The sequence below is a fragment of the Pseudothermotoga hypogea DSM 11164 = NBRC 106472 genome (assembly GCF_000816145.1).
Taxonomy (GTDB): Bacteria; Thermotogota; Thermotogae; order Thermotogales; family DSM-5069; genus Pseudothermotoga_A; species Pseudothermotoga_A hypogea.
This window is the reverse complement of the sequence record NZ_CP007141.1, coordinates 1,329,530-1,345,145: the sequence shown is the minus strand read 5'-3', so window position 1 is coordinate 1,345,145 and position 15,616 is coordinate 1,329,530. Positions and strand designations below refer to the sequence as shown.

At 47.6% G+C, this 15,616-nt stretch carries 8 protein-coding genes; all 8 read left to right on the top strand.

From position 1 onward, the window contains the following. The first annotated feature begins 11 nt into the window (after positions 1-11). From AJ81_RS10750 to AJ81_RS06555, 8 genes are read left to right on the top strand one after another with little or no spacing between them, the layout of a single operon-like run. The gene (locus AJ81_RS10750) at positions 12-2,234 is read left to right on the top strand and encodes a carbohydrate ABC transporter permease (protein WP_051368737.1); all 2,223 of its coding nucleotides are present in this window, start codon (positions 12-14) and stop codon (positions 2,232-2,234) included. A 17-nt stretch (positions 2,235-2,251) separates the two neighbouring features. Continuing rightward, the gene (locus AJ81_RS06585) at positions 2,252-3,094 is read left to right on the top strand and encodes a carbohydrate ABC transporter permease (protein WP_051368736.1); all 843 of its coding nucleotides are present in this window, start codon (positions 2,252-2,254) and stop codon (positions 3,092-3,094) included. 55 nt (positions 3,095-3,149) lie between these two features. Then, positions 3,150-3,863 (top strand): FadR/GntR family transcriptional regulator, encoded by a 714-nt coding sequence (locus AJ81_RS06580; protein WP_031504523.1) that lies wholly within the window; start codon positions 3,150-3,152, stop codon positions 3,861-3,863. Positions 3,864-3,894: 31 nt separating this feature from the next. Beyond that, entirely contained in the window at positions 3,895-6,234 is a 2,340-nt protein-coding gene (locus tag AJ81_RS06575) for an amylo-alpha-1,6-glucosidase (RefSeq protein WP_031504524.1), read from the top strand. Between the two features lie 10 nt (positions 6,235-6,244). After that, a complete protein-coding gene (locus AJ81_RS06570) occupies positions 6,245-8,548 on the top strand; it encodes a glycoside hydrolase family 38 N-terminal domain-containing protein (protein ID WP_031504525.1) in 2,304 nt (767 codons plus the stop codon). A gap of 6 nt (positions 8,549-8,554) precedes the next feature. Further along, a complete protein-coding gene (locus AJ81_RS06565; protein WP_031504526.1) occupies positions 8,555-11,590 on the top strand; it encodes an amylo-alpha-1,6-glucosidase in 3,036 nt (1,011 codons plus the stop codon). Between the two features lie 5 nt (positions 11,591-11,595). Then, positions 11,596-13,563, top strand: a complete 1,968-nt coding sequence (locus tag AJ81_RS06560) for a beta-L-arabinofuranosidase domain-containing protein (protein WP_157724360.1) — start codon at positions 11,596-11,598, stop codon at positions 13,561-13,563. Further along, positions 13,556-15,418, top strand: coding sequence for a glycoside hydrolase family 127 protein (locus tag AJ81_RS06555; RefSeq protein WP_031504530.1), 1,863 nt, complete (start codon positions 13,556-13,558; stop codon positions 15,416-15,418). Before AJ81_RS06560 ends, AJ81_RS06555 begins: the two co-directional genes overlap by 8 nt. Positions 15,419-15,616 lie beyond the last annotated feature (198 nt).

The window sequence follows — 15,616 nt, the reverse complement described above, 5'->3', positions numbered from 1 at the left end:
GGTGACCGATCGTGAGCAAGAAAGCGAAAATGTATGCGATCTCATCTGTGGTATTTTTCACCGCTGTCCTTTTTGTTGTTTCCATTTTTTACACGGAACAGAGCGTCATGAAATACAAAGAAGATCTGGAAAAAGAATCTGTGAGGACCAGCTCCTTCGTTTTGAACAGCTTCTTGTACAGTTTCGAGAAAAGGGTATCTGACATCCTTTTGAAGGAAGATTTGTCCATTTCGAGGTTGGATGAGTTGAATCAAAAGTTCCTGCAATTCTGTTCTTTCGTCATCTGGATGGATCTGGCTGGAAACGTGGTCAAAGATCTTGGCAAGCTACCTGCCGATGATTTGTACAACGATCTTTTGGTCCAAACAGTTCTCTACGAAGACTATGGGACTTTTCTAACGGATCTCTACCCTCTGGGCGAAGGTCTACAGATCAGGACTGCGACGATCCTTCAGTCTTCGGAAGGTGAGGATTTAGTCTTCGTGTCAGGAACCATGCTCCCGAAAGAGTTTTTCTCTCAGATCGAGCGACTGACTCAACGGAAGGTGTTCTTCGTATCAAAAGCTGGAGAGATCTTCGGTGAAGGATTCGCTGTGGACAAAGATGTTCTGAAGAAAGCTTCGGAGAGTCATTCACCCGAAATCCATCTAACTGCGGATGGGAAGTTGTTGACTGTGATACCAATCTTCGATTTCCAAGAATGGAATCTCAAAGGTTTTATCATAAATTGCTTACAGATTGAGCCATTCAAGAGGAGTATTTTCCGATTGCAACTCATCGACTTCTTCCTGTTCCTCGTTTCTTCGATTTCTTTGGTGGTGGGAATACTCGTCGCTGCAAGAAAAGGTGCAAGGGGTCTTCGCTTCTTACCATTGTTTTCTTTTCCGTTGTTCTTGACCGTTCTGTACATCTTCATTTTTCAAATACCTGGAACGATGCAGAGAGAGTACGCGAACTACGTTGAATCAACCGCGAAGGTGCTGAGCGATTGGGGCAACACCTACTTGGAAAATCGACGTTTCGAAGATGTCAAGAAACTGATGAACGTTCAAGTCATGTTGAGTCATAACGGGAGAATCGTTTTATCGACTTTTCGGGGAGGACTTTCGCAGACGTTAGAAAACTGGAAATCAAAATACGAAATCGGAAATGTTGAAGTGGGACAAGTTCACGTAAATAAAGTTCGTTACACTTACTGGAAGATGACCTCGGGTGAGCGAACCTTTATCGCACTGAAGGAAGAAACGCCGCTTGTGAACAGTGCCGCAAAGGTGAGGCTCTTGGGAATGATCGTGGTTGCCGTCTTTGTCATGTTCCTGTGGGTACTCTCTTTTGCGATCAAAAACGCAGAACGACCTCGGTTCCTCAGAGCCACGTTGATCGGATACATCTTTTTGGCACCCGCACTCATCCATTTGATTTGGTGGGCAGTTGGACCGGTTGCCTTCTCCATGATACTGGCTTTCCAAAGGTGGAACGTGGTGGATCCCGCAAAACCTTTCGTCGGTTTGGACAACTTCAGAGAGCTCTTCCGTGACAAACTCTTTTGGAACGCTATGAAGAACACCGCTCTATTTTCTCTGCAGGTCCCGATCAGCATGTTCTTTTCTCTGTTAGTCGCAATCGCAGTCAACAGACCTACGAGAAGTATGGCACTGTTGAGAACTGTATACTATCTTCCCGTGGTCACGGCGGGTGTTTCGACGACGATCGTGTGGAGGTGGATATTCAACAGAGATTTCGGCCTCCTGAACTACATACTGGGTATCTTTGGTGTCCCGAAAATCCCATGGTTGACGTCTCCCAACACTGCTTTGATAGCCATAATGTTGTTGAGTATCTGGCAGTCTTTGGGAAGTCAAATGGTGATCTTCTTGGCGGGTCTTCAAAGCATACCACAAGCATTCTACGAAGCTGCAAGTATAGATGGTGCGAACAGATTCCAAAGATTCAGCAAGATAACGCTTCCTCTCTTGAAACCAACCACCATGTTCGTGTTCATCACGAGCGTCATAGGTTCGTTCCAAGTCTTCACCCCTGTTTACGTACTCACGCAGGGTGGTCCTTTGAGAAGTACGGACGTGGTCTTCTATCACATATGGGAAGCAGCTTGGATAGAGCTGAGAATGGGATACGCCGCAGCACAGTCTTGGATGCTCTTCCTTGTTTTGCTGGTTCTGACGTATTTCCAGTTCAAACTCTTTGGAAAAGAAAGCTGGCAACAGTACTTTTGACGCAAGGAGTGATCGGCTTGATTGCGAAAAGAACATTTTCACGAATCTCGTTGAAAGTCGTTTCGATATTCCTGTTGACAGTTTTAGCCATTTCCACGCTGTTGCCGTACATTGTCATGGTTTCTTCATCTCTCATGGCACAGTTCGAGATATACAGTTTCCCACCGAAGTTGTTCCCAACCACTCCAAGATTTCAAAATTACGTTGAAATGTGGAAGTCCCAACCTTGGGGTAGATACATCTTCAACACAGTCTTTGTGTCCATCTGTGTTCTTGCGGGTCAGCTTTTGCTGGTATCCATGGGAGGGTACGCACTATCGAGGTTGAATTTCCCCGGCAGGGATACCATCTTCAGAATATTCATAGGTTTCATGATGCTACCCGGTGTGGTTACGCTCATACCTGGTTTCATAATACTTCGCAGCCTGGGGTGGATAGATACCTACATGGCGTTGATAATTCCGTCGCTCGGGAACATATGGGGTATGTTTTTGACCAGACAGTACATGCTCACGCTACCACAGAGCTTAGAAGATGCGGCAAGGATAGATGGCGCTTCAGAGTTTACGATCTTCTGGAGAATAATACTGCCGCTGTGTAAACCTGTCCTCGCAACCGTTGCGACATTCACTTTTCTCGGTACATGGAAGTCTTTTCTGTGGCCTCTCATAGTGACCAGGAGCAAAGAGATGAGAATGATAGAGGTCGGGATAGCGATGTTTGCAACGCAGTACACGATAGACTATCCGATACAGCTTGCGGCCGCCACTCTTTCGTCGATTCCTTTGATCGTAGTTTACTTTGTGGCACAGAAATGGCTCCTTCAGGGCATCAAATTGTCCTCGGGTTATGAGAGATAACATCGTTGAGGGCATAGCCCTGACTGGTATGAAAGAATAGATGAAAGAATAGGGGGTGATTCGTACGATCGAGACGAGCAAAGAAAGAAAGGCGAATCTGGTCGCTGAGGCGATCAAGAAGATGATTTTGGAGGAGAACATCGAAAAACTGCCGGGAGAGAACAAACTCGCGGAAACTTTCAACGTGAGTCGAACGATCGTGAGAGAGGCGTTGAGGCTCTTAGAACTGGAAGGCATCACCAAGACGATACATGGGAGTGGCACTTACGTGATTAAAAAGAACGGCTTGAACATCTCCTTCAACATCTCTCTGAAAGTCAAGTCCGACGAGCCGAGAGACATACTGGAACTGTTGGAAGTCAGAAGGTGTTTAGAAAGTGGTGCGATAAGACTTGCCGTTCTCAACGCCACCGAAGAACAGCTGAACGAATTGAAGTTCGTGTTCTCAGATCTTGAGAAATCCATAGAGAGCCATGAGCATCTTGCCGAGACCGATGAAAGATTCCACAGAAAGATATTCGAGATCGCGAACAACAAGATCCTTTTGAGCATCTTTGAAACTCTCTTTCCCATCCTTTCCATCCTCTGGCGCTCACCACTCGGCCTGACGGACTTCGGTGATAGAGGTTTACCTTACCACAGGGAGCTGTGCGAAGCGATACTGAACAGAGATCTTCCGAAAGCGTTAGAAGCCTACGAGAGAATCATAGAGCTTGATGTAGAGGACGTAAGAAACTACGTTCGAACCCACGAGGTGAAAGAAGGATGAAAAAAACCTCAAGACGAGACAGAGGCTCTACTTGGAGAGCATCGGTAAGCGTTCCTGCATGATGGGTTTCTTCGGACAAGGTTGGGAAGTTTGGAGCTGGCCCGTCAAGCTGATCGCCAATCTCAAGACGAGCGTTTGGATTCCCAAGACCATGGACACGCACGATTTGACTCTGTTCACAAACGATATCGTCTTCAGACCCGAGATAGTGAAGATTTCCTACGCACATCCACTTTTTGAACTCGAAGAGCGGGCTTTTGCTCCGATAGATTTTCCAGGTTGTTTTCTGATCTACGATGTCAACGCTTCCACAGATTTGGAGATGATCGTTTCCTTCAAGCCTGAACTGAATCTCATGTGGCCCGGCGCGATCGGTGGTCAGTATTGTCATTGGTCCGATTCCTTGAACGGATTTTTGATCTCCGAACCCACCGACAGCTTTTCTGCGATCGTTCGATCCGTTGGAGCCATCAAGTATTCAAAAGAAGGCGATCACGCCTTCTCTGACAATCCTCACACCTTCAAGTTGCATGTTTCTCGAGGTGTGAATCGTTTCGTGGTGAGCATCGTCGGTGGTGCGATGGGCAAGAAGGCCTGCCAAGAGTTGCTGAAGATCGAGGAGGGTCTGGATCAAGAGATTGAGAAAGCCAACGAACACTACAGAAACTATTCATCGAGCACTCTGAGAATTGAAACGCCAGACGAAGAACTGAACGAATTCTTCGAATGGGGTAAGTTATCGATGCTGAAGGGACTGATCGAGAATCCAAACCTCGGTGAAGGTCTGATCGCCGGCGTTGGTCCCTCGGGCAAGTCCACCAGAGCTGGCTTCGCATGGTTCTTTGCGGGTGATGCTTCCATAAACTCGCTTTCGATCTGTGGATTCAACGATGTGGAGACGGTGAAAAAGAGCCTCGCTTTCTATTTCTCTTTCCAGAACGAGGAAGGTAGGATCCCACACGAGATATCTCAATCTCACGGTTTCATCGATTGGTTCAACAAGTACAAAGGTTTTGCCTTTTTGCACGCGGACACGACAGCGTGGTTCTTGCTCGCGTGCGCGAACTACGTTTTGCATACAGGCGATACGAAGTTCGTTGAAGAGTACAGAGAAAAAATCTTGAAGGCCCTGAAGTTTTACGACTCGTTGTGCGATGAGACTGGTTTGATAGTCAACTACAGAGCCGGTCTTGGAGCGCTGGAAATCAGTGACTTCAGAAGATCGAAGTACGAGATATACACGAGTGGGATCTATCTTGCTGCCATGAAGAAGTTGGAAAGAGTCTTCGAAAGAATGGGGGAAGAAGAAGTCTGCCGTGAGCTGAGAGAAAAGATCGAGAAGGTTGAAACCTCCATCGAGAGATTCTTCTGGGACGAGGTCAAAGGTTCGTATTTTCTGTCCATCAACGCTTCGGATCAACTCTTCCCTTATCTGACCCCTTGGCCTGCCTTTCCAATCTCTTTCGGTGTGCTCGATCCAGACAGATCGAAGCGATCCATGCGGAAGATGTTGAGAAGCGATGTCATGACGAGGTGGGGTGCCAGATCCATAGACGTATGTGAGCATTACGACCCGATAAACTACAACCTCGGTAGCGTTTGGTACTTCATAAACGGGTTCGTTGCCAAAGCTGCGTACGAAACGGACCATATCCTTGAAGGATGGCAGATCGTGAAAGCCGCGCTCAGAGCATTTTCGGAGGAGAATTCAACCCATCTCTCCGAGCTTTTCTCTGGAGACGTTTTTGCTCCAATCATCACGGCAGTTCCCCATCAACTCTTCTCCGTTGGTCCTATTCTTTGGTCTGTTATGGAGGGAACGTTCGGTTTAGAGGTCGATGCGTTCGAAAAGATTCTGCGTTTCAGACCGAGAGTACCCATACACTGGGAAAGGTTCGTCATCGACAATCTGAAGGTCGCGGACAGTACGGTGAGGATCGAGTTCGTGAGAAAAGGTAAGAGCTTTGAATACCGTTTCAAGAATTTGTCGCGGAAACCGATCAAGGTGACTTTCGAACCGAAGAAGCCACGATTTGGGGAAATCGTTGCAGAAACTCCGTTCGAATTTGTCCTCGAAGACGAATTCTCAGTCAGATACAATTTGCAAGGTATTGACTACGCTTTGGAGTACACAAATTTGAAATTCGGTCTTTCCAACGCGAAACCAGCAATTTTAAGTGAAATAAAAAGTGAGAACTCGTTCCGTCTCGAGTGCGAGAACGTCAACGACAGCGTGATCTACTTTTTCTGCCCCGAAGGCTTCGCCGTGAGAACGGAGCCAGATTTGACGGTCTCGAGACTGGACGATTTTCTGTACAGAGTCGAAACGACAGGAACGAAGAATTTGAAGATCACGTTCAGAAAGATTTGAGGGATCTTGCATGAAGAAAAAGATCTTCTACACCTTCGGCAACCACATGCACTGGATCGACATGGAATGGATGTGGGGAATTGGGACTCTTGAGAATTCCACGAAAGACATGCTGAAACTTGTGCAAAAGGGTTTGAAAGGCGCCATCAACTTCGACGCCATCGGTTATGAATATTTGGCCTTCAAACATCCAGACACGTTCGAAAGATTGAAAGAAGCCGTTCGACAAGGAAAGATCGAAATAGCTGCAGGAACGTACACTCAACCTTATCCACATCTCATAGATGAAGAAAGCAACGTCCAACAGATAATCTTCGGAGTCAGAGTTTGTGAGAGACTCTTCGGCGTTCGTCCAAAGCTCTTTTGGGAAGAGGAGTTCTATTTCTTTCCTCAGCTTCCACAGCTCTTGCTCCAAGCCGGTTACGAAGTTTACTGCTTCTTCTTTCAAGAAACCTGGCACACACCGAGCGTTCCAAAGTTCGAAGAACCAACTCTCTTTTGGGAAGGCGCGGATGGTTCGAAGATACGTGCCTTATCTTTCACCGACCTGTGTGTTCACCAATGGCCAGAAGATCTTGAAAGAACGATATCGAAACACGTTGAGAAGAACGAGGAGCTCTTCTTGATACAGTGGCTCGAGCTGATGGACTCACCAAAGTGGATGTGTAGGTCCGAGTTGATCGAAAAGGAACTGGAAAGGTTGCGTCAGATCTTCGAATTCCAACCCATAAGACCTTCCGAAATAGTCGATCTACGAAAACCTGAACGTATCGTTCGTTTCAAATCTACAGACCTTTACCACGGACTTTCCTTAGGCAAAAACGGTGACACGTTGAGGATCGAGAGAAGAAAGATCGAAAACACCATCAACGATGCGCAGATCCTGGCAAGCATAGCGTACGTGAACGGATTATCACCTCAGTGGTCTGCCTATCCAGACTGGGAAATCGAAGAAGCGAGAAGGCTCTTGATGATCTCGCAAGCCCACGACATAGACGAGTGTGAAGGTTTTTGTGGAGACATCGGCAAGGTCTACCTTGAGACTGCGAAAAGTTTGGCCACTCCAATTGTCGAAAGATACATGGACATGTTCTCAAAGAACGTCGACGGGACATCTCAGCTGTGCGTTTTCAATCCCTTACCGTGGAAGCGAAAAGGCTATGTGCGTGTCGAAGGAACAGATCAGATCGTGGCAGTTGAGGATGTGCCAGCGCTCGGTGTCTTCGCTTTAGACGAACAGAATGGCTCTTGCAGAATCGAAGCGTGGGAAACGGAGGAAGGAATCAAAGTCCTCTGGCACGGTGCCCAGTGGACAGTTCAGCCCAACGGGATCGTGAGGACCGAGTCGAACGGGAAAGTCTACGAACTGAACGAGCTGATCTGCGAAGGATACGAAGTTGTCCCCTTGTCAAAACCGACTTTGAAGAGGATCCTGCCAGACCTGATCGACGTGAGAACGAGTGTGAAAGTTGGACCTTACGAATGCCGACAGAGTTTCAGATTCGGCGAGCTGAACGATTATCTGGAAATAGAAACTGAGATCGAAGTGATCGAAAAACCCAAACCAGGTTACGCAGGTGCTCTGATGGTTCGAATGGATTTGAAAGAAGAACTGAAAGAGCTGGTCTACGATTATCCGTTCGGTGTGGAGAGAGGTATACCGAATTTGAAGCACTATCGGTACTATCCGAAGGGAGATTGGATGACCTCGGAGAAGTTCTTCGAAGACGTGGTGAACCACTTCGCGAGCCTCAGGTTCGTTCAGCTTCGTTGCGATGATGCGAACATGTTGTTCCTCCATTCGGGGAATCAAGGGTTCGTGAGGAATGGGTCCGAGCTGTACGCGGTTCTTTACCTGTACGATCCCTGGGATGGTGAGAATTTCGCCAAGAGCGTTCGTACCAGATACGGTATCGCCCTCAACGTAGAGTGCGATCCTTTGAGAATGGCTCAGGAATTCAACAGACCCATGATTGCAAAAAAGGCTCAAGGAAGAGTCGGTTCAAAATCCTTTCAACCTTTCGAGATCGTTGGAGAGATACAACTGAGCGCAATTTACGTCGAAGGAAACTCTCTGATCGTGAGGATCTGGAATCCCAAAGAGGAACAAATCTTTGCGAGCATGGAACCGAAGTTTGATTTCGTGAAGGTCGAAGAGATCAATTTGTTGGGTGAAGTCTTGGAGGAAGTGTCAACACAGATCACGCTCAAACCCATGGAGATCAAAACCTTGAGATTTCATCTTCCCGCACGCGTTGAAAAAGGCTTGGACGAATACAGATACGTTTGGTCAGAGTATCAGAAGAGGGAGTGAGTCTCGGTGAGAGTCTTGCTGGTGAAAAACGATTTCTTCGATCTGTCGCTCGAAAATGTCGAGATCGTTCAGAACGTTGACGAGGCGGATGTGGTTTGGTTTCATGGCATCTTCGATCCTCACATCGTTCAAAGGGTGTTGGGACATCGGCATGCGGTCTTCTACGGAGAAGCTGCAGCTGAGGTGAGCAAGATCATCGAACAGAATGACGTGGTCGAATCCTTCGAGCTGGTGATGTCAAAAGATCCTTGGGACAAACGAGGTTTTCAGTCTTACAAGTACCATCCCATCTTCGAATCGTTGCACGGTGGTTTCTACACCTACCTCGTCTTGGACAAAGACACTTCGGAGAAGGTCTTCTGTTACAGGGGTAAAAAGGCGAGGATCGTGGCGGTCGAGAAAAGGTACATCTCTGTGATCAGGGAAAACGCTTTGATCTGGGAATACGAACTCGATTCGAAGAAGATCCTGTGCATCGGTGGATATCTCAATTTCAAAAGTTCTCACATACAATACAACATCCACGAGGCGAAGCAGTTCGTGAAGAACATCCTCGAGTACATGCTGAGTGGTTCCAAAAAACCAGCTCTTTACTGGCCCAGTTGCTCGAACGAGACGAAACTCGATCGTGGTCTTGAATTCACTAAATTCAGGATCAAACCTCTCAAAGATTTCGAAACATTCGAACTGCTCGTTCACGAAGGTTTCGGTGAAGATTACGCGAACCTCTGTGGACGAAGGATACTTGCAAATCTGAAAGAAAACGGTGAGTTCGATGAAGTTTGGGTTCATCCGTTCAGAATAGTCAAAAGTATTTCGTTCAAGATAGATGAAAAAAAGATCTCCGAGCAGAAGATCTTCCACCGCATCTATCCAGACAGGGTCATCCACGAAACGGAGAACTTCAAACTCACATCCTTCGTGAGCCTCGAAAAACCCATCTTCATGATCCAACTGGATTTCAAAGACGGAAAGACTCAGGAGCTGGAAGTCGATTTCAACATCGACTCTCGCATCATGTGGCCGTTCGATGAAGCTTTCAACTGTGGAAAGTCCTTCAACATCTGCGATGAAACTGGAGAAGTGGTCTTTCAAACCTCCGACGGTATGTTGAAAGCCTTCATAAAGATGAACGTTCCCACGCAGACGAGATGGTCCAACGATGAAAATTCGCTGACTTTCACGATGAGCACGAACGTGGACGATTCTGTTTCCATCTGCCTCGGTGGTTTCTTGGAGCAAGAGCAAGTACCATACGAGGTCGATTTCACTGCGGAACTGATCGAGTACTCATCTTTTCTGAAGAACTATCTGAACACCACACTACAGTTGGAAACGAACGATGAACTCTTCGACAGGATGTTCCAACTGGCGAAAATAGGTACCATAAAGTTCTTAACGTCTGTACCTGGCATCGGTGAAGGATTGATGGCTGGTTATGCGAACAGCAAACCAGGTTGGTTCTCGGCACGACCCGGCTATGCTTGGTACTTCGGTAGGGACAGCGAATGGGTAAGCATGGCACTACTGGACATAGGTGATTGGGAAACGGTCAAGAAGAACTTGCAACTGCTGATGAAGTATCAGAGGATAGATGGAAAGATCTTTCACGAACTGACTTCGAGCGGTGTAGTTCACTTCGATGCGTCCGATTCGACGCCACTCTTTCTCTTGGTTTTCCACCGGTACGTTAACCACAGTGGCGACGTTGAGTTCCTTCGAGAAGATTGGAAGAACGTGGTTAAGGCGTTCGAGTTCTGTCTATCGAGCGATCGCAACAACGATGGACTGATCGAGAACACGATAGAAGGCCACGGTTGGATCGAGGGTGGCAAGCTCTACGGATCGGACGCAGAGCTCTATCTGAACGCCATATGGCTTTCGGCGCTCGAGGGAACGATTGAGCTTGCAGAGCTCATGAACGATTCCGAAGTGAAGAGGAAGGCTGAAGAGGCACTCCAAAGGACGAAGCGAGCGATCGGAAGATTCTACGATGAGAGAACTGGCTTGTACATCCTTGGAATAAAGCACAATGGGGGAAGACTCAACCATTTCACCGTCATGACGGCCGTGGCGGTGTACTTGGGTGCGATAGGTTTTGAGGACGCGAAAAGACAAGTCATTCCCTACGCGAGCAACGATTTCTCAACCGACTGGGGTGTGAGGATCATCTCAAAGAGTTCTGGCATCTTCAATCCGAACGGTTACCACGAAGGGACCGTTTGGCCACTCTTCACAGGCTGGGTCAGTTTGGCCGAGTTCAAAGCAGGTTCGACGCACAGCGGTTTCAACCATCTTCTGTGCAACCTCCTTTCGGCGAGACACTTCGCGAAGGGTTACATAAGCGAAGTGTATCATGGCGAAGTTTACAAGCCGTCCGGCATATGTCCGCACCAAGCTTGGTCCGAAAGTATGGCGATTCAACCCTTGGTCGAAGGTTTGCTGGGTTTCGAAGCGAATTTTCTGAATAGAAAGATACTCTTGTCCCCACAGATCCCCTGGAACATGAACGAGCTCAGGGTGAAGAATTTGAAAGTGGCAACAGCTTCAGCTGAACTTTCGTTCAAGAGAATTCGAACAGACGAGAACCACTTCCAAGAAGTCTACCAAACTGAAGTTCCAGAGGGGTATCGAATGGATTTTTCGGTCTGGGTCCCCAAGCAAGCAGAAAACATCGATGTACTGTTGAACGGGCAAAGAGTTGATTTCGAAGTTTTGGAGGGTGTGTTCAACAAAAAGCTGAGGCTGAAAGAAGAAAATTGCTCTGAATTGAACGTGATCGTATCCTACACGTTACCCTTCGAGCTCGCTGCCGTTCAGCCTGATCCGTCGCCGTTCTGTCCTTCGAGCACTTTCAGACTCGTTTCGCTGACGAAGGACGAATCGGACTATCGACTCTTACTCGAAGCGAGTTCAAAGGATGAAGCGCTGGAAGAACTCTCAAAGATTTTCAAGGTCCACAGAGGTTTCACTTTCGACGTCTTCGAAGAAGCTCCGCGGAAGAATACCTTCTGCGTCTTGGTGAAACGCAACGAGAGGTGATGGCTTTGAGTTCGAGAATCGTGTCGAAGTTTAAAGAGATCGATCTGGGATACGTGAAACCAACCGGATGGTTGAAGAAGCAACTCGAACTTCAGGCGGAAGGTCTCACGGGTCACCTTGACGAGATTTGGCCCGATGTTGGCCCGAACAGCGCGTGGTTGGGTGGAAATGGGGAAGACTGGGAAAGAGGTCCTTACTATTGTGACGGGCTGGTTCCACTGGCGTACATCCTCTCTGAGAAAGGTCTGATCAGCAAAGCTGAGAAATGGATGAACTCAGTCCTCTCGAGTCAAACAGTGGAAGGTTTCTTTGGACCGAAGAGCAACGTCGATTGGTGGCCGAGGATGGTCATGTTGAAAGCCCTGACGAGTTACTACGAAGCGACGAAGGATTCGAGGGTTTTGAGCTTCATGATCAGATATTTCGAGTATCAGTCGAAAGAGTTGAAGTACAGACCTCTCGAACACTGGGCTTGGGCGAGAGGATTTGAAAATCTCATTCCGATCTTTTGGCTGTACGAAAGGACCAACAAGCCTTTTCTGTTGAAACTGGCAAAAGAGATCTTGAAACAGACCATCGACTGGTCCAGCTTGTTCCAGAACTTTCCTTACGTTGAGCCCACGGAGAGATACCTTCCCAAGGAGTTCATGAAAATGCTCGGAACGTACAACGGATGGAAAGAACTACTTCGTGATCCTGCAAAGGTTGGACTGACGAAGGAAGAGATCGAGAAACTGTTCTTCATTTACCACACCACACACGTCGTGAACGTCGCCATGGCGTTCAAGGAACCCGCCTTGAGATACGCACTTTCGCACGACGAACGCTTTCATTCGGTCGCCTTGAAAGGTCTCGAATCGCTGACGAAACATCACGGTCAACCGAACGGGATGTTCAGCGGTGATGAGCATCTGAACGGTAGAAAGACAACACAGGGCACCGAACTGTGCGCAGTCGTGGAATTCATGTACAGCTTGGAGAACCTTTTCAAAGTGTTCGGAGATCCTTTGTTCGCAGACAGACTCGAAGTGGTCGCGTACAACGCACTGCCTGCAACGATTAGGCCTGGTTTTTACGCACACCAGTACGACCAACAGGTCAACCAAGTTCTGTGCAATGTTCAAGAGAGGAACTGGTACAACAACAAAGAGGATTCGAACATCTTCGGTTTAGAACCGAACTTTGGTTGCTGCACGGCGAACATGCATCAAGGTTGGCCAAAGTTTGCAAAGAGTCTCTGGATGAAGTCGTCTGAGGATTGCTTCGTCAAAATGGCCTACGCTCCATGTGTTTTGGAATACAAATGGAACGGCTCTGAGTCGGTTCAGATCGTCGAGGAAACGAACTATCCCTTCGATGACGCCGTCGAATTCTTCGTCACCACGGACAGAGAAATAAGACTCATGTTGAGGATACCTTCTTGGTCTCGAAGCACAACTGTGGTTTTCAACGATGAAAGAAGAGAGTACGACAACACCCAGTTCGCTGTGCTCCACTTACCCAAGGGAAAGAGCAGGGTAAAGGTCATGTTCCACTTCGAAATCCAGACCATACCTTGGTCCGATCACACCGCTTTCGTTCAGAGAGGACCCTTGGTGTTCAGCCTCAAGATAGAGGAGGAATGGAGAAAGATCAAAGGGAACGAGCCCTTCGCAGACTACGAAGTCTATCCCAAGAGCGATTGGAATTACGCACTCATCTTGCCCAACGAGTTCAACCTCGAAAGAAACGTCGCGAAGCACTCCACGCCATTCGAAGGAAAAGAACCGTTGATGAAGATCAAAGTCAAGGCTTTCAGAGTCGAAGGTTGGACCTTGTTGAACGGTTCGGCCGCCGAGCCACCGCGAGTTGACAAGAACACACTTAAGAACGCCAAAATCGAAGAGATCGATCTGGTTCCTTACGGTTGCACTGCGCTCAGGATCACGGAATTTCCAATCCTCTTCTCAAACGGGGGGTCAAAAGATGAATGACACTTTCCTCATGCGTTGCGAAGAAAGCCCAGCCGCTCTTTTAAAACCTGTTGCCTTGGAAAACGTACGTATCAACGGTTATCTGGGACGGTACTTGGAGAGGGCTTTAGAGATAACCATTCCAAGCCAGTACGAGCTACTCGAAAGCACGGGGAGAATAGACAACTTCAGGAGGGCGAGTGGAAAAATAAATCGTGAATTCCAAGGGTACTTCTTCAACGACTCGGACGTCTACAAGTGGGTCGAAGGTTGTTCTTACGCTCTCATCTATGCAAATCCTGAACAGCGCGAGAAGTTGAAAGCCATGCTCGACGAGGTCACAAAAGAGATCGCCGACGCGCAATCTCCAGATGGGTATCTGAACACGTATTTCACCTTCGAAAGAGAGAAAGATAGATGGACCGATCTTGCCAACATGCACGAGCTTTACTGCGCAGGCCACTTGATCCAAGCGGCGATAGCACACCACAGAGTGACCAAGGAGAAGACATTGTTGAACGTGGCATTGCGATTTGCAGATCACATAAACAAAACTTTCGGCCCGGATAAGAAAAAAGGTGCGAGCGGACATCCAGAGATCGAGATGGCGCTCGTGGAGTTGTTCAGGCAGACCAAGAACCGAGATTATTTGAATCTGGCACGCTTCTTCATCCTCGAGAGAGGCAAAGGATACGCCGGCGGCAAGGAATACACGATAGATCACAAACCTTTTTTGGAATTGAACGAGGTCGTGGGCCATGCCGTGAGGATGTTGTATCTGTGCTGTGGTGCTACAGATCTTTATTTGGAAACGAAAGAAGAGAGTTTCTTCAAAACTCTGATCGAACTCTACAACAACATGATCACGAAAAAGATGTACATCACTGGTGGAGTTGGATCGAGGTACGAAGGAGAGTCCTTCGGCGAAGATTACGAGCTTCCCAATCGAAGGGCGTACGCAGAGACGTGCGCCGCGATAGCCAATTTCATGTGGAGCTGGCGAATGCTCTTGGCAACTGGAAAGAGTGTTTTCGCCGACACGATGGAACTTGTCCTCTACAACGGTCTGCTCTCGGGCATCTCCATAGATGGGAAGCATTACTTCTACGTGAACCCGCTGGAGGATTCTGGCAAGCATGTCAGACAAGAGTGGTTCAAATGCGCTTGTTGCCCCACCAACTTGGCACGCTTTTTGCCGAGCATGACGAACTATCTGTACACGGTGTCAGACAAAGGCCTTTGGGTTCATCTCTACGAGAACAGTCACTGTGAAGCTACCTTGAACGGTGAAAAGGTTTCGATCTGGCAGAACACACATTATCCTTTCTCGAGCGAAGTAGAAATACTCGTGAAAACAGAAGATCCTGTTCGTTTCGATCTGTTCTTGAGAATACCGAGTTGGGTGGAGGACTTCGAGATTTTCTTGAACGATGGAGAAGTGGATTTCAACCTCGAGAACGGTTATGCGAAACTCTCACGAGAGTGGAAGGGTTTGAACAGAATCGTATTGAGGCTCAAAATGAACGTGAGATTGGTGCAGTCTCACCCGTACGTTAGAGAGAACACCGACAAGATAGCGGTCTTCAAAGGACCAATTCTTTTCTGCGCAGAGCAGATCGACAATCCAGACGTTGACGTGTGGACCTTCACGCTGGATCCAAACGAACCTCTCAAAGAGAACGTAGAATACGACTCGACGTTGGGAAGGACAACATTCTTGACAGGCCGAGGCTTTGAAATAGAAAAAGACATGCAGCTCTACAGACCATATTCGAGGTGCACTCTCAAGACAGAACGAAACATCACGTTGGTGCCGTACCATCTTTGGTGCAACAGACAGGCTGGAAAGATGGCGGTTTGGTTGAATTGTACGTGATCCGAAAAAGAGCCGTGAGATTCACTCACAAATGCGAATGAGTGTTCGTTGAAATTCCGATGTTGCAACGCTGTTCACTTTTAGAGTGTACGCATTATATTTGATTTTGTTCACATCAAGCTTCTTTATACTTTCCTTTCGTTCTTGTTTACTTACTCGTTTAATTACATTCATTTTTTCTAACGTTGTGCTTGTTAG